This window comes from Bacteroidota bacterium, from assembly GCA_016194975.1.
In the GTDB taxonomy this organism is placed as follows: domain Bacteria; phylum Bacteroidota; class Bacteroidia; order Palsa-965; family Palsa-965.
Genome location: JACQAM010000009.1, coordinates 57,926 through 73,451 on the forward strand (window position 1 = coordinate 57,926; position 15,526 = coordinate 73,451).

At 44.0% G+C, this 15,526-nt stretch carries 14 protein-coding genes; 4 read left to right on the forward strand and 10 right to left on the reverse strand.

Going from position 1 to position 15,526, the window contains the following annotated elements; all coding sequences use genetic code 11:
* Positions 1–76: 76 nt before the first annotated feature.
* Together HY064_08040 and HY064_08045 are read left to right on the forward strand one after the other, a co-directional pair.
* Positions 77–736, forward strand: coding sequence for a response regulator transcription factor (locus HY064_08040; GenBank protein ID MBI3510599.1), 660 nt, complete (start codon positions 77–79; stop codon positions 734–736).
* A gap of 126 nt (positions 737–862) precedes the next feature.
* Positions 863–1,063, forward strand: a complete 201-nt coding sequence (locus HY064_08045; GenBank protein ID MBI3510600.1) for a helix-turn-helix transcriptional regulator — start codon at positions 863–865, stop codon at positions 1,061–1,063.
* On the opposite strand, the gene HY064_08050 is transcribed toward HY064_08045, so the two are convergent.
* Positions 1,064–3,130: a tetratricopeptide repeat-containing sensor histidine kinase gene (locus HY064_08050; GenBank protein ID MBI3510601.1), complete on the reverse strand. Its 2,067-nt coding sequence runs from the start codon at positions 3,128–3,130 to the stop codon at positions 1,064–1,066.
* Positions 3,131–3,352: 222 nt separating this feature from the next.
* Between HY064_08050 and HY064_08055 the strand changes: the two genes are divergently transcribed.
* On the forward strand, positions 3,353–6,511 hold the full coding sequence (locus tag HY064_08055) for a VCBS repeat-containing protein (GenBank protein MBI3510602.1): 3,159 nt from the start codon (positions 3,353–3,355) through the stop codon (positions 6,509–6,511).
* A 98-nt stretch (positions 6,512–6,609) separates the two neighbouring features.
* Positions 6,610–6,984, forward strand: coding sequence for a DUF1987 domain-containing protein (locus tag HY064_08060; GenBank protein ID MBI3510603.1), 375 nt, complete (start codon positions 6,610–6,612; stop codon positions 6,982–6,984).
* Between the two features lie 10 nt (positions 6,985–6,994).
* Here the strand turns inward: HY064_08060 and HY064_08065 are convergent, their stop codons facing one another.
* From HY064_08065 to rplU, 9 genes are all read right to left on the reverse strand, one after another.
* Entirely contained in the window at positions 6,995–7,945 is a 951-nt protein-coding gene (locus HY064_08065; protein MBI3510604.1) for a hydroxyacid dehydrogenase, read from the reverse strand.
* A gap of 2 nt (positions 7,946–7,947) precedes the next feature.
* Positions 7,948–9,348 carry a magnesium transporter gene (gene mgtE, locus HY064_08070; protein ID MBI3510605.1) on the reverse strand — a complete coding sequence of 467 codons (1,401 nt, stop codon included), beginning with the start codon at positions 9,346–9,348 and terminating at the stop codon, positions 7,948–7,950.
* Positions 9,349–9,392: 44 nt separating this feature from the next.
* Complete coding sequence (rsmA, locus tag HY064_08075) at positions 9,393–10,166, reverse strand: 16S rRNA (adenine(1518)-N(6)/adenine(1519)-N(6))-dimethyltransferase RsmA (protein ID MBI3510606.1); 774 nt, start codon at positions 10,164–10,166, stop codon at positions 9,393–9,395.
* 18 nt (positions 10,167–10,184) lie between these two features.
* Complete coding sequence (locus tag HY064_08080; protein ID MBI3510607.1) at positions 10,185–10,487, reverse strand: DUF4286 family protein; 303 nt, start codon at positions 10,485–10,487, stop codon at positions 10,185–10,187.
* A 71-nt stretch (positions 10,488–10,558) separates the two neighbouring features.
* Positions 10,559–12,406 (reverse strand): tetratricopeptide repeat protein, encoded by a 1,848-nt coding sequence (locus HY064_08085; GenBank protein ID MBI3510608.1) that lies wholly within the window; start codon positions 12,404–12,406, stop codon positions 10,559–10,561.
* 2 nt (positions 12,407–12,408) lie between these two features.
* Positions 12,409–12,996 carry a hypothetical protein gene (locus tag HY064_08090; protein MBI3510609.1) on the reverse strand — a complete coding sequence of 196 codons (588 nt, stop codon included), beginning with the start codon at positions 12,994–12,996 and terminating at the stop codon, positions 12,409–12,411.
* Between the two features lie 2 nt (positions 12,997–12,998).
* On the reverse strand, positions 12,999–14,267 hold the full coding sequence (serS, locus tag HY064_08095; GenBank protein MBI3510610.1) for a serine--tRNA ligase: 1,269 nt from the start codon (positions 14,265–14,267) through the stop codon (positions 12,999–13,001).
* Positions 14,268–14,436: 169 nt separating this feature from the next.
* Complete coding sequence (rpmA, locus tag HY064_08100; GenBank protein ID MBI3510611.1) at positions 14,437–14,700, reverse strand: 50S ribosomal protein L27; 264 nt, start codon at positions 14,698–14,700, stop codon at positions 14,437–14,439.
* Positions 14,701–14,766: 66 nt separating this feature from the next.
* A complete protein-coding gene (gene rplU / locus HY064_08105; GenBank protein MBI3510612.1) occupies positions 14,767–15,384 on the reverse strand; it encodes a 50S ribosomal protein L21 in 618 nt (205 codons plus the stop codon).
* Between the last annotated feature and the right edge of the window lie 142 nt (positions 15,385–15,526).

Genomic DNA, 15,526 nt, shown 5'->3' on the forward strand with positions numbered 1-15,526 from the left:
GAGTCATTTTCTAAAAATATTTTTTTGGAATTTGTTTTTTGTTTTTTTGAGATTTTATACAAATTACCGGAATCAAATGAGTAAACCTGTCCGCATAGCGCTTGCCGACGATCATCCTTTGTATCTCGAAGGACTGGAAATGCTTTTAAATTCATCGAAGGAAGCGAAAGTGGTGGCCAAAGCAAATGAAGGCAATGCGGCGATGAAAATGATCGGCGAAAACGAATTCGACATTTTATTGCTCGATCTTCATTTGCCGGGAAAAAGCGGGATGGAAATTGCTACGGAACTCGGAAAGAAGAAAATTAATTTCAGGATCATCATGCTCACGATGCAGCGCGGCGGGCGTTACGTGGATAAACTGAAAAAGCTCGGCGTGAAAGGATACTTACTGAAAAATATTTCCATGGAAGAATTGATGAAAGCGATCGTTCTTGTGAATGAAGGAGGTGAAATATTTCCTGATGAGACAAAAGAATATGATCATGATGAAGATGTGCTCTTGCGTTCATCGGCCATTATCATCGAAAATCCCGATGCGCAACTCACGGAACGCGAAAAAGAAATTCTCGTTCTCGTGTGTAAAGAATTCTCGAGCGCCGAGATCGGAAAAAAATTATTCATCAGCACAGGAACCGTGGACACACACCGGAAAAATATTCTTCTCAAGCTCGGTGTGAGCAATGCCGTAGGATTGGTGAAGTATGCGCTGAAGCATGGGTTACTGGAAGAGTAGGGGGAACGAATTGCGAACTTCGCGCCTCTTCTGTTTCTCGCCAGGCGCGAAGTTCGCAATCCGTTCCCGTCCCAAAATCCCTTTTTACAGGATTGAAAATAATTTTTTCCCGCCGCAACTTGCGGCATGATTTCGAAAGAACTTTCAGGAAGGGAAAAAGAAATACTGTTGCTGGTGTGTGCGGAGATGTCGGCCGAAGAAATAGGAGAGAAGCTGAGCATAAGCCCGTGCACCGTTTATACACACCGGAAAAATATTCTTGCAAAGACCGGGTCGAAAAATAAAATAGGGTTGGTAAAATACGCGATCAGAAAAGGAATGATCTGATCAGGAAATTATTTTCGCGGTGAATGTACTTCCGGAAGAAGAACTTTCTATGCTGAGTTCTCCTCCCATCTTCGATAAATATTCTTTCACAAGCCCGAGGCCAAGACCCGTTCCGCTTTCACCCATGGTTCCTTTCGAAGATCCTACCGTTTTTCTCTGTTGAATTTTTTGCAGTACATCAACAGGAATTCCGGCGCCATGATCAGTGATTGAAATTGAAACTGCATTCTTTTCTTTTGCAACGCGAATGACGACTTGGGTATTTTCCGGTGAGAATTTGATCGCATTGCTGATGAGATTTCTCAGGACCAGCCGCAGCATATTCTTGTCGGTATTCACCATGATATTTTTTTCACCGTTGACGATCATGGAAATTTTCTTCAGCGCGCAATGTGCATCGTATAGGCCCGCCTGCTCGCGAATGATCTCGCCGGGCGAAAAAATTTCTTTCCGCACATTCACGCCCATGCGCTGGAGCGCCGACCAGTGAAGAAGATTATCGAGAAAACCCTGCAGCGGTTGAATGGAACGATCCAGTTTTTCAAATGAATCCGAGAGTTGTTCGCGCGACATATTTTCTTTCTGAGCAAGCACGGCCTGGTTGTAATTGCTGATCGCTTTCACCGGGTTCGAGAGATCATGCGAGATGATGGAAAATAATTTATCCTTCGAATGATTAAGCTCGGTAAGTTCATCTTCCGATTCAATGAGTTTTTTGTTCAGTTCTTTGAGCGTATTATTCTGCGCGGTGATCTGGTTATTTTTTTCTTCCAGTTTTTTTGCGCTGTTCTTTTTCGAACGGTAGGCATAGAAAGAGAAAGCGAGGATAAGCGCAAGAATTCCTACACCGGAAAAAAGAAAAACATTCTGTGTTTTTTCTTCGGCAAGAGCGAGATCGCGTTCACGTCCTTTTGCTTTCAGGTCGAGGTTTTCTTTTTCTTTTTGTGCGGTTTGAAATTTCACCTGCAATTCATTCAGCACTTTTAATTTCTGTTCATTGAAGATGGAATCTTTTTCTTCCTGGTAAAGTGTAAGATAGTTCAGTGCAAGATCATAACGTTTCATGTCGGAGTACAAGCGCGAATATTCCAGGTAAAGATCGCGGCGTGTTTCGCGCCCCTGGTAAATGGTCACGAGCGAGTCGGCGCTCTTCAGCAAAGCTTCTGCTGCGGGGAATTTTTTTTCAAGGCGTTTTGTAAAAGCAAGGTCGAGCAGGCAAATAGATAACGAATTTGTTTCGCCGATCACTTTTTTCAGTTCGTAGGATTGCAGAAGATATTTTTCCGCATTCGCATAGTCGCCCGTATTCCTGTAGAGGACACCGAGGTTGAGCAAACTCTGCGACATTCCCGATTTATCACCGATGCTGTCGCGTATGTGATAGGCGTGCAGGTGAAGAATGAGTGCGGTATCATACCGGTGAATGTCATCATAATGCGATGCGATGTTATTGAGAACTGCAGCAAAATTTTTCCATTGTTTCTGTTGCTCAAAAATATGTTCGGCCTTCACATAATAATTCAGCGACTGTTCCGTGTCGTTCATCGCGATGAGGATAAGGCCAAGATTGTGATAAGAAACGCCGAGTGATTTCTGATCATTTATTTTTTCACGGATGCCGGCAGAGAGGAGTACATATTTCAGCGCGGAATCGAGATCGCCTTTCTCTTTGAAATAAAGTCCGACATCGCTGTATCCATTGGCAAGCCCGCGTTGATAATTTTCTTTTTGCGCCAATTCAATTGCTTTCCACTTGTAAGCAAACGCCGAGTCCACCTTATCCATGTGATAAAAACAACTTCCCAGGATGGTATAGGCATCGCTCTCCCGTTTTGCATTCCCGCACTGTTTTGATTCGCGCAATAATAGTTTGCCATAATAAAATGCACTGTCTTCATTCATTCCCCAATAAGACTGCGAAAGTTTAACAAGTGTTGCAAGACGCGAAGTATCCTTCTGAACAGATAGTGCATGAAGAAGACTGTCCACTCTCTGGCGTTGTTTTGCAGCCATCGGTATTGCGAAAAATCCGGATAGCAGCAGGAAAATCAACAGGAACTTTTTCATTCGCATACTTCCGAAAAATAAGCATTTCCCCAATCAGGAAAGAAAATACCTAATTACGGGATTGTACAGGGGGCGTAATGGACGGACATTTGAAACGAAAATCAAAAAGAAAAAAATGCGTCGCCCCGTAGTGTATTCCGAATTGCATGCGAAGATATTTCACATCACAATCGCTTTTGTAGTGGTTACTTCCCTGGCCATTTTATTTTTTGTACCGGTAAAATGAGAACGGTAAAAAACATATTCATTTTTTTTCTTGTGTATGCGTGCGCAGATGTGTGCGCGCAGAACGTGACGAACTATACTTTTTCTGCGGTTGCAGGAACGTACACGCAGATTACCGGAAGTCCCGGTGTAACTTCTCCGAATCTGACCTGGGGATCACTTGATGACGGTTATATCAATTCTATTCCTATCGGATTTCAGTTTATTTACGAAGGATATGTTTGTACTTCACTCTCTGCATCAACGAATGGTTTCGTGAAACTCGGCGGAACTTTTTCATCTAATTCTTATGCAACGAATAATCTTGCAACAGGAACACCACGGGCTATGCTCGCCCCACTTTGGGATGATCTCATGATGAACGCTGCAAATAATATTTCCTACATCACTTCAGGAGTTGCACCGAACAGAATATTTACCATCGAATGGAATAATGTGCATTGGTCGTTCACTGCCGGATCGGCGGGCATTTCTTTCCAGGTGAAACTTTATGAATCAAACAGGAGAATTGAATTTGATTACCGCCAGGACGCAGGTGCGTTGAATTTTGCTTCAGCTTCGATCGGGCTTGGCGGATTTTCTTCAGGAAATTTTTTATCACTCAACGGAACGGGCGCTTCACCGGGCGCAAGTTCTTCCACTGAGACAACGAATCTGTCTGCAAAACCCGCAACAGGGCAGATCTATCGGTGGGATCACTATGCGATAAAACCATCGATCACTTCTTTCACTCCGGGCTCCGGGCAATATTCAAGTGTAGTAACCATAAATGGAAGTGGATTCGACGCGGTACCGGCTTCAGACATTGTTTTTTTCGGTGCGACCAAAGCAACAGTTCTTACTACAAGTTATAATTCAATCACTGTTTCTGTTCCAAAAGATCTGACGCATGAACGAATTACGCTTACCACTTTAAGTTCTCATTTATCAGCCAGGTCCGGTGATATTTTTGATCTGACATTTGGTTGCGGAGGATCGCTTTTCAATGGATCATTTGCAGCCAATGTAGATTTCAGTACATCCGCTACGTATTCGCTTACCATGGAAGATGTGGATCTTGACGGGAAAACAGATATTATCGCTACGGTAAGCGGGGGCGTGGAAATTTTCAGGAACACCTCGGCCAACGGTGTGATCAATTCATCATCTTTTGCATCACCGGTATTTTTTGCGACCTCAGGGAACTGTTCCAGTGTTGTGTTTGCTGATATGGATGGAGACGGAAAACCGGATATGATCGCAGGTGATGTTTCTTTAATCGGTGAAGACTCTGTTTGTGTTTTCAGGAACACCGGCACACCGGGAGTGATCAATGCAGCGAGCTTTGCTCCAAAAATAAATCTTGAAGCAGGAATTTATCCCCGCGTAACTACAGGCGATATTGACGGTGATGGCAAAATTGATATTGTTACTGCAAATGCCGGGGATAATAATATTTCAATTTTCCGGAATAATTGCACAGTAGGTTCAATTGTTTCCGGTTCTTTTTTTCTTCGTGTAGATTTTCCTGCGGGAAATAATTCCACAAAAGCACAGGTTGCCGACATTGATGGTGATGGCAAACCCGATGTGATCTGTTCCAATGGCGGGGATAATACAGTTTCAGTTTTCAGGAATACTGCAACTTCCGGCATCATTACTTCCGCGTCGCTTGCATCACGCGTAAATTTCGCAACAGGAGCGTGGCCGCTTTCAATACAGGTGGCAGATCTGGATCTTGATGGCAAAGCAGATCTTGTAGTAGGAAACAACAGTTCGAGTGCGAATTCTGTTTCTTTTTTCAGAAATATAAGTTTGGTGGGTACGGTAAATTTTACTCCCAAATATGATGTTGGAGTAGCTAACGGAGTTCAAGGTGCAGCTATCGGAGATTTGGACGGCGATGGTAAACCCGATGTAGCTGTTTCTGCCGCTTATAATGTTGGTGTGCTTTCATCTTTAAAAAACAATAGTGTACCAGGCAGCCTGAGTTTTATTAGTGGCGGAAATTATTTAGCAGCAGTTGCGCCGGCAGATATTGTGGTTGGTGATGTAGATCAGGATGGGAAGCCGGATCTTATTTCTGCAAATGGAGCAGGGGCTTCGATCTCGGTCGATCATAATCTCGTTTCCAATTTCAGCACTATTGCTGCTTCATCAGTTCTGAATTCTATTTCGTTTTGCGACGATGGTACGTGGAAGACCTATGCTAATCCTGCTAATCCAACTGAAGTTTTATTTGCAGTTAAGGACAATGGAAATAATCTCGGGACGGTTACTGTGAATGAATATCGCGATGCAGCTGTTGGTACTTACAATACGGTGCACTACCTGCAACGTCATTTCCAGGTCGCTCCTGCTAATCAACCTTCGACAGTTGTGCAGGTGAGATTGTTTTTCACGAATGCAGAATTTTCCGCACTGCAAACTGCAGATCCCACGATCATCAGCATTGCGAATTTGTGCGTAACAAAATATGACGGCCCAACGGAAGACGGAACGTATTATCCGAATGATGCAACTTCGCTCACAGCTATTCCATCTTCCTCCATTACCAGCGGAAGTATGTATGGTGGAGATTATCTTCAATTTTCGATCTCCTCTTTTTCCGAATTCTGGATCCACGGGCAAAGCGGCGTTCTTCCAATAGAATTGCTGAGTTTTGATGCCATGCAAAATGAATCGAACGTCGATCTTAACTGGTCAACGGCAAGTGAAACGAACAATCATTTTTTCACGATCGAAAAAACGCGCGATGGAAATAATTTTGAAACGGTGGCCATCGTGGACGGCGCAGGCAACAGCACTTCTACAAAAAATTATTCTACTGTTGATGCCGATCCTTACCCGGGAATTTCCTATTACCGGCTCAAGCAAACCGATTATAACGGGCAATATTCTTATTCGGAATTCCGCGAAGTTAATTTTTCCGATTCGCACGATCTTTTTTCTCTTTATCCCGATCCTTCCAATGGGAATTTCAATATTGCCTGCCCCGGCGCTGATGATGATGTGGTGACCCTTGAAATTTTTGATGAACAGGGAAGAAATATTTCCATGGAAGAGACGACCGTTGGCTCGGTCAGAAGTCAGAAAGTTGAACTCCCCGATGGTGTTTATTCAGTGGTTTTAATAAAAGGTGATGAAAGATTTGTGAAGAAGATGATCATCTATTGATCCGTTTTTACAGGATCAATAAATGTATTTACAAACGACAGATTTATTAAAACGGATGTTCTCATCTATTCAGGCGAAATTCCGATATTTGAGAATCTATGAATGACTTACACATCGCCTCAACCATCCGTACAGCCGGAGTTGATTTCAATGCGGCGAGCGCAACGCTCCTGATCCGCGGGAATTCTATCCCGGAAAATTCAGACGGATTTTTTCAACCGCTTCACGACTGGGTGGAAGAATTCCGGAATACGCACAAAGGGAAAGTGAAGTTCCGCGTGTTCATGACTTACTTCAACACGGCGACCATCCGTCATATTATTTCGCTCATGAAACGGCTCATCCATTATTATGGGAATGATCTTGTGATCGAATGGGGTTATGAAAAGGGAGATGAAGAGATCCGCGATCGCGGACAGGATATTTCCGAAGTGGTGAAATTCAATTTTGTTTTTGACGAAGTGAACGATTGATCATCAGTTTCTAATCCGGAATTTCGAATGCGGTGATGATTTTTTCGGCAAGAACTTTCGCGATCTTTTCGTGACTTTCAAAAGTCCATCCCGCAATGTGCGGCGAGAGCATCACCTTTTCCGAATGAATAAGGAACCGGAAAGGTTCAGGTAATTTTTCTGCATCAATATCTTCGAAGGAAATACTTTCGTATTCAAGCACATCAAGACATGCACCGATTATTTTTCCGGAACGGATCGCTTTCACCAGTGCAGAAGTATCCGCATTTTTTCCACGTGCAGTATTAATAAACCAGAATGGTTTTTTAAAATGCGAAATGAGATCTTCATTCACCAGGTGATGTGTTTCTTCTGTCAATGGTAAATGAATGCTGAGCACATCGCTTTCAGAAAAAACTTCTTTCATTGTCACTTCTTTTACAAATTCGTTCCCGAAATTCTTTTTGTATTTGTCGTATGCGATCACGTTTACATCAAATCCTTTCAGCCGTTGTGCAAAAGCACTTCCCATATTTCCGTAACCGATGATGCCCACCGTTTTTCCCTGTAATTCATAACCGCGGTTTTCTTCGCGTTTCCATTTTCCTTCCCGCACTTCGCGATCAGCCCGTGAAAGATTATTCATCAGCGACAATAACATTCCGATAGCATGTTCGCCCACGGCGTCACGATTTCCCTCCGGCGCATGCACACATTTTATTCCTTTCGATTCGGCATACTTCACATCAATATTTTCCAGTCCTGCACCTGCACGCGCAATGCATTTCAGTTTTTTTGCTGCATCGATGAATTGCACATCAATTTTAAAACGGCTCCGGATGACCACAGCATGATATCCCGAAATATTTTTTTCAATGGTAATTTTCGGATCCGAATAATTCTCATCGCACACGAATCCTTTTTCACGAAGAGCAGTGATCAGTGAAGGATGATTGGAATCGAGAAACAGAATTTTATTCATGATCAGAGCAGAATTCCATTGAGAAAAATTATCGCGATCGAAAAATAGATCACGATCCCTGTCACATCCACCAGTGTTGCAACGAATGGAGCAGAGGACGCAGCAGGATCGAGCCCGAGGCGTTTCAGGAAAAGCGGGAGAACAGATCCAACGAGCGTTCCCCATGCAACAACACCTACCAGCGTAATTCCAATGGTGAGTGAAATGAGTGTAACATGTTCTGTCAATGCCGGATCTTTCGTGATGAATGACCAGATGAAAACGCGAAGCACGCCGATCGCGCCGAGAATTAATCCAAGCACCAAACCCACGCGCAATTCTTTACTTACAATTTTCCACCAGTCGCGGATCTTTATTTCCCCGAGCGCGAGTGCACGTATGATGAGCGATGACGCCTGCGATCCCGTATTGCCCCCGCTTGAAATGATGAGTGGAATAAATGTGGCGAGGATCACAGCACGTTTCATCTGGTCTTCAAAATGCGCCATGGCTGATGCAGTGAATGTTTCGCCAATGAAAAGTATCACTAACCAACCTGCTCGCTTGCGGACCATTTGCCAGAACGGTGTGCTCATGTAAGGTTCTTCGAGCGCTTCCACACCTCCCATTTTCTGAACGTCCTCGGTTGTTTCTTCGCGGATCACATCTACGATATCATCAAAAGTTATTCTTCCCACGAGACGGTTGATACTGTCCACAACAGGAATTACAACGAGATCATATTTGTCCATCAGTTGCCCGACTTCTTCCGCATTCGTATTGACTTTCACGCTGATGATATCCGGATTATAAACTTCGCGGATCGGTGTATTGAGCGGAACGGTGAGCAGGTTTTTCAGCGAGAGAAGTCCCACTAATTTTTCATCATCATCAACCACGTAGATCGTGTAAATATTTTTTACTTCTTCGGCCTGCAGCCGTAATTCTTTCACGCATTGCCGGACGGAATTATTCAAATGCACTTTCACTAATTCTTTCGCCATCACCCCACCGGCAGTGTCGGGATCATAATTGAGAAGATCCACAATGTCTCCTGCCTGATCCGTGTCCTCTACGTGCGCAAGGACAGCATCCTGTTCTTTATCGGTAAGTTCAGCGAGAACGTCGGCAGCATCATCCGATGCAAGATTGTCAATGACCTGTTCCGCGATCTGCTTTGGTGAAAGTTTATCGAGAATTTTTTCACGCTTATCATCCTCGAGAAGAAGAATAGCCTGTGCCGCCATTTCTTCGCGCAGGTAATTATAAACTTCCACGGCTTCCTCATCTTCCAGCCGATTGAGAATTTCCGCTGCATCGGCAGGATGGAGTTCATCGAAAATATAACGCAATACATTTTCATTGCGCGAATGCAGAGCTTCACGCAGCTTGTCAAGAAAAGTATCCGTTACTTCGTACGACATTAAAAAACAAGATTGAATTGTCCGTTGAAAAAAGACGGGCAAAGTTAAGGTTTCCCCACTAAAAGCGAGAGTGCGATGAAATCATCGACGCTCAGTTGTTCGGCACGTTTGGTAAAAAAAACATGGCCTTCATTTCCGGGAAGGATTTTAAATGCATGAAGTGCATTACGAAGTGTTTTTCTGCGCTGGTTAAAACCGGCCTTCACTACTGCAGTGAAATGTTTTTCATCAACCGGTAATACAATGCGTTGATTTCTCACCAGTCGTATCACGCCCGATTTCACTTTTGGAGGAGGGGAAAAAACATGTTCACTTACGGTGAAAAGGTATTCGATGTTGTACCACGTTTGAAGGAGAACCGAAAGTATCCCGTACGTTTTATTCCCGGGTTGTGCTGCAACACGACCGGCCACTTCTTTCTGGAACATACCGGCAGCTTCCGGAATAAGATCACGGTGTTCAATGATCTTAAAAAGGATCTGCGAAGAAATATTGTAGGGAAAATTCCCGATGACCGCGATTGGTTCGTGGAATTTTTCAGAAAGTGTGAGCCGGAGAAAATCCCATTCGATGATGCGGCCGGTGAGAACCGGGTAATTTGTTTTTAAATATTCTACCGATTCGCGATCCACCTCCACTACCCAGGTTTCAAATTCCTTCCGCTCCAGTAAATATTTTGTGAGCACTCCCATTCCGGGCCCGATCTCCAGAACTTTTTTATAAGTATCGCTGTGTACGAGTGAAGCTGCGATCTTCCTGGCAATATTTTCATCGCGGAGAAAATGCTGGCCAAGATGTTTTTTAGCCCTTATTGTCATACAAAATATATCTAGGCCTCACTCCACTTCTTCGAGTAACGTGCGGAATGCAACAAATTGGTCTTTGTATTTTTCAGAATGTTCCTTCTGCAATTCCGCAGCAAAGTTTTGCAGGTAACGATCGATGGCCGCTTTATTCGGCGCGCGGTACTGGATGGAATAACTGGTTCCCGATTCTTCTTCGATCATCAAACGGAAAATTGTTCCGGAAGAAAAACACCCTGTCGCAACTACATCGGGAATGTGTTTGGTCTTCATCCAGTTCAGCCATTCGTCATGAACGGAGTCGTTGATGTTTACGGTGACGTTATAAAGGATCATCAGGACTTGTCTTCAGTTTTTGGTTTACTGTTTACTGTTGCACAAAACTGCAAACCGTAAACAGAAAACAGTTATTGTGAAATTTTATCTCCCCTCAGTTCACGGAAACGTTTCCGTGCATCAGTGGCAAAAGTACTTCCCGGGTAATTTGTAAAAACATCCTGATAATACTCCATCGCTTTTGCTTTATCGTTCAGTTTCGTGTCGTAAAGTTGCGCGAGTTCAAACGTGGCATCGTCACCAAGAATATCCGTACCATAATTTGAAATTATTTTTTCGAGATAACCTGCTGCTTCGGTCCACTTCTGCTGCTTGTAAGCGATTTGGTAACGCAGGTGAAGCACATCGTCTTCGAGTGCATGCGTGGGGTATAATTTGTCAATGGAATCAAGATCGAGAATGGCAATGTCGTAGCGATTCTGAAAGATCATCAGGTCGGCATGTGCAAATTTCATCAGCGGATCGGGATTACTGTCGAGCGCAAGATTTTCTGTAATGAGAATGGAAAGATACATCGCATCGTTCGAAATTAATTTTGAAGTGGCGCTCTTTAGAACATCCAGTTGCACCTGCGCCCATTTGAAATCGCCGATGTAAAAAGCAATTTTCGCATTGCGGTATTTTGCTTCCTGGCCTATAGGGTCATATTCAAATGCTTTCTCCACCTGCGAATAACGAAGCGATGCTTCCCACACTTGCCCGTCGAGCAGGAGCACATCACCGAGTTCGAGTTTTACCTGTGCCACCTGCATAGGAGAGAGGCCGGTGATCGTGAGCGCGTCCTCCAGCATTTTGATGGAATTCTTCGTATCAAAAAGATAAAAGGCCTGCAGGTGCGCGAGTGTGCGTATGAGTTCCACCGTTTTTACATCGCGGCCAAGTTCATCGAGCGTGGAATTCATTTCCGATTGCAAAGAAATAATTTCATCCTGCGTGTAATTTCCACCGACCGTGATCTTCTGGTATTCGGTATTTATTTTTTCAATTCTTGCTTCCCGGTAATTGAACCCATTCTTACCGAGACCGATCACATAATCATAAGCATCTTCTGCCGTTTCATAATCTCCATTCGCGCGCGCGGTCGCAGCGAGTGCAAGAATATCGGAGCCATCCAGTTTTTTTCTTTTGTCGATCGCTTTTGCCTGGATGAGTGCGGCCGGGAAATTTTTCTGCTGCATGTAAAACCAGATGAGCATTTCGGACCAGATCATCTCATCCGGATTTTTCTGTGCGCGCCTGATCAATTCTGTTTTCAGTACAGGTGCAATGAGATCGTTTTCATCTGCATCGAGTTTTGCCTGCAGGCGATTCTGCACTTGCTGTTTGTAAGCCACATTGATCGTGAGCATATCAAGGTATTCATTCACCATCGACACATAATCTTTTTTTATCGCGTACACATCGGCAAGTTCCACGTTGAAGGTGTAAACATCTTTCAACACTTTTCTTCCCTGTAATAATGCCTTGATCGCAAAATCCGGTTCGTTCACACCCAAAAATGCATTGGCAAGATCGATCACCGCGTTGGCCGAATAACTTGCGTCGACCGCATTCACACCATTCATAAATTCTTTTTTCTCTTTTGCAGAATCTCCTTCTGCTCCATAAACTCTACCGAGATCGACATGAAAAGTAAGATCGCCGGGATTGCGCGAACTCTGTTTCTTCACGGTCTTCTCTGCTTTCTTGAAATCTTTTGTGTAGAGCAGGCAATTCAGGTAATAATCATAATACACATTGATCGGCGTGCGATTATACAATTTCTCATAATACACTTCTGCTTTTTCATAATCACCCTCTGCGTAATACTGCGCTGCGAGTTGTTCATCAGTAGAATTATTTTTTCCGGGAATACTGTCCTGCGCTTTTACGAAAAGCGGTGCGATGAAAAGAAAGATCAGCAGCAGGAAGTTTTTCATGGTCAATGACCGTTTTGATTGCGAGCGGCGAGTTTCATATTGAGCCCGGCCATAAAGCCGGCAACCTTTGGTGAAAGTGTATCGTAACCTGACTTCGCCTGCTCAAGCATAGAACGCAGATCGCCGGCATGCTGGTATAAATAATTCACTCTTTCTGTTTCGCTCTCAATGCATTTTTCAGGTGTAAGCCCATCCGCAAGTGTATTATTCTTCAGATCATGTTCAAGATTATCAAGACTCCTGCGCGATGAGTCGGCTTGTAAAAGAATTTTAGAATAGGAATCGGCAACGGTCTGGTAATTTCTCAATAGCGAGCGATAATAATTCAGGAACAGCGCAGTTTTAAAATCGAGTGTGTCGCCCAGCAGGTTGATGTTGTACTGGATGAACTGGGCGTTGTTTTTCAGTTCTGCTTCCTTTTTTTCCGCTTCGTCTTTGTCCACTTTCAGGAGTAAACTGTCGGTCTGGCTGAGTTTCACTCTCAATGAATTGATCTCGGTGATCTCTTTGTCATTTCTTTCGCCGCATGAAAAAAGAAAAAGCAAGGGAAGAAATGCAATAAGAAGATGCCTGGCGATGCGGAATTTCATATTCAGTTAATGATTTTGAAACCGGTATAGGGTTGTAATGCTTCGGGAATTTTTATTCCGTTTTCAGTTTGATTATTTTCCAGCAATGCTGCTACGATGCGCGGGAGAGCGAGTGCGCTGCCGTTGAGCGTGTGTGCGAGTTGTGGTTTTGCATCGCCTTCTTTGAAACGCAATTTCAAACGATTGCTCTGGAAACTTTCGAAGTTGGAAACAGAACTAACTTCAAGCCATTTTTCCTGCGCTGCAGAAAAAACTTCCATATCATAAGTTTGTGCCGAAGCAAAACTCATATCGCCACCGCAGAGCAATAATGTGCGGAAAGGCAATTCCAGTTCTTTTAAAAGTGAGGCAACATATTCGCGCATCTCTTCGAGAACAGCATAGGAATTTTTCGGGTGAGCGATCTGTACAATTTCCACTTTGTCGAATTGATGCAGGCGATTCAATCCGCGCACATCTTTTCCGTACGATCCTGCTTCGCGGCGGAAACACGGGGTGTAACCGCAATTTTTTATAGGGAAATCTTCTGCTTTCAGGATCACATCGCGGTAAATATTCGTGATCGGAACTTCGGCGGTGGGAATAAGATAAAGATCATCGACAGTAGCGTGGTACATCTGTCCTTCTTTATCCGGAAGTTGGCCCGTGCCGAAACCGGAATCTTTATTCACCATAATCGGAGGTTGTATTTCAGCATAACCTGCCGCCGTAGCGCGATCGAGAAAAAAGTTGATGAGTGCTCGCTGCAGTTTGGCGCCCTTTCCTTTGTAAACCGGAAACCCCGCGCCGGTGAGTTTCACGCCCAATTCAAAATCAATCAGGTTGTATTGCGCTGCAAGATCCCAGTGTGGTTTTGCACCGGCATGAAGTTTTGGAATTTCTCCGTGTGTAAAAACGGTTTTATTTTCGGCAGGAGTTTTTCCTTCGGGAACAATTTCATTCGGAAGATTTGGTAAAAGCACCAGCGTATCGATCGTTTCTTTTTCTATGCCATCCAGGATCCCCTGCATTTTTTTTTCAGAATCTTTCAGCGCCAGGCTTTTATTCTTCACTTCATCGGCTTCCGCTTTTTTTCCCGCTTTCATCAATTCACCGATCTGTTTGGCGATTTGGTTTGCTTCTGCTTTGAGCGCATCAAGTTCGGCCTGTGTTTTTCTGCGGTCAGCATCAAGCGTAAAAACTTTTTCTACGATCTCGTTTTTAAAATGTTTTTTAGCAAGGCGGCGGATGACTTCCTCTTTGTTATCGCGGATGAATTGTAACTGGAGCATAAGTAGATTGAGAATGAGAAGTAAAGTTACGGAAAAGCAGCAGTGGCAGTCTGCCGCATCATTCGGAAAGTGAAAAATCCAAATAGAAAAAACCCGCAAGGTTAGCTTACGGGTTTTAATTTCTTAAAGAGCCGGTGACTGGAGTTGCAGCTAAAAAACTGCCGCTTGTTTATTCGGCTTTCGCGGGTTCAACAGAAACGTAAGAACGATCATCGCGTTTCTTCGTGAATTTCACAACGCCGTCTGTCAATGCAAATAATGTATGATCTTTTCCCATACCTACGTTCGCGCCTGCGAAGTGGCGTGTGCCGCGCTGACGTACGATGATGTTGCCGGCCACAGCGAATTGTCCGCCGTAGATCTTTATGCCCAATCGTTTTGCTTCCGATTCGCGGCCATTCTTTACTTTACCTTCACCTTTTTTGTGTGCCATTTTGTTATGAGTTATGAGTTATGAGTTATGAGTTCGGGAAGAACTTTCTACTCATGACAGTTCAACTTATTTTTTCTTAGTCGTTTTTTTTGCTGCTGTTTTTTTTGCAGGAGCTTTTTTTGATTTAGTAGTTTTCTTCTTCGGAGATTCTTCTTCATCGGTCGAATCATCTTCTCCCTCAATTTCGGGAACTTCTGTCACCTCTTCTTCTGATTCTTCTTCCTCTTCCTCCTGTCCCTCTTCGAGTTCTTCTTCTTCCTCTTCTTCACCGTTCTCAAAAGTCTGCGGAAGCAGTTTCACTCTTGAACGTTCTTTCAATTCGAGAATTGAAGCAAGTTCGAGTTTTGCATCTTCTGCAGAAAGTTTTTCTCCTTTGCCCAGAACCGCCTGGATGAGAAGTTCAGTGAGTTGCTGGCGGTGTCCGTTCAATTTGCGATAACCCTTGCGGCGTTTCTTTTTGAACACGATCACTTTGTCGCCCTGGAGATGAGAGATCACTTTTGCTGCAACACGCGCGCCGTCTACAACGGGTGTGCCGACGGTGATCTTTCCGTCGTTGTCAATGAGAAGGACCTTGCTGAATTCAACAGATGTACCTTCTTTAGCTTCGAGGCGGTGCACAAACACTCTCTGTTTGCGCGACACTTTGTACTGGAGCCCGGCTATTTCTACAATTGCGTACATGGTTATTTTTTAATTTGTTAAGCCAGCCCCGCATTGTGCGTAACCGGCGTTTTCCCTAAAAGGGAGGCGAAGATAAGAAGAATGTGGCAATTTGCCAATGGATATTAAAAAATGTGCTCACCTTACGTGGCATTGCCTTTGC

Excerpts from the sequence above, each read along its gene's own strand:
- HY064_08040 (MBI3510599.1), top strand. The coding sequence starts at position 77 with ATGAGTAAACCTGTCCGCATAGCGCTTGCCGACGATCATCCTTTGTAT.
- HY064_08045 (MBI3510600.1), top strand. The coding sequence starts at position 863 with ATGATTTCGAAAGAACTTTCAGGAAGGGAAAAAGAAATACTGTTGCTG.
- HY064_08050 (MBI3510601.1), bottom strand. The coding sequence starts at position 3,130 with ATGAAAAAGTTCCTGTTGATTTTCCTGCTGCTATCCGGATTTTTCGCA.
- HY064_08055 (MBI3510602.1), top strand. The coding sequence starts at position 3,353 with ATGAGAACGGTAAAAAACATATTCATTTTTTTTCTTGTGTATGCGTGC.
- HY064_08060 (MBI3510603.1), top strand. The coding sequence starts at position 6,610 with ATGAATGACTTACACATCGCCTCAACCATCCGTACAGCCGGAGTTGAT.
- HY064_08065 (MBI3510604.1), bottom strand. The coding sequence starts at position 7,945 with ATGAATAAAATTCTGTTTCTCGATTCCAATCATCCTTCACTGATCACT.
- mgtE (MBI3510605.1), bottom strand. The coding sequence starts at position 9,348 with ATGTCGTACGAAGTAACGGATACTTTTCTTGACAAGCTGCGTGAAGCT.
- rsmA (MBI3510606.1), bottom strand. The coding sequence starts at position 10,166 with ATGACAATAAGGGCTAAAAAACATCTTGGCCAGCATTTTCTCCGCGAT.
- HY064_08080 (MBI3510607.1), bottom strand. The coding sequence starts at position 10,487 with ATGATCCTTTATAACGTCACCGTAAACATCAACGACTCCGTTCATGAC.
- HY064_08085 (MBI3510608.1), bottom strand. The coding sequence starts at position 12,406 with ATGAAAAACTTCCTGCTGCTGATCTTTCTTTTCATCGCACCGCTTTTC.
- HY064_08090 (MBI3510609.1), bottom strand. The coding sequence starts at position 12,996 with ATGAAATTCCGCATCGCCAGGCATCTTCTTATTGCATTTCTTCCCTTG.
- serS (MBI3510610.1), bottom strand. The coding sequence starts at position 14,267 with ATGCTCCAGTTACAATTCATCCGCGATAACAAAGAGGAAGTCATCCGC.
- rpmA (MBI3510611.1), bottom strand. The coding sequence starts at position 14,700 with ATGGCACACAAAAAAGGTGAAGGTAAAGTAAAGAATGGCCGCGAATCG.
- rplU (MBI3510612.1), bottom strand. The coding sequence starts at position 15,384 with ATGTACGCAATTGTAGAAATAGCCGGGCTCCAGTACAAAGTGTCGCGC.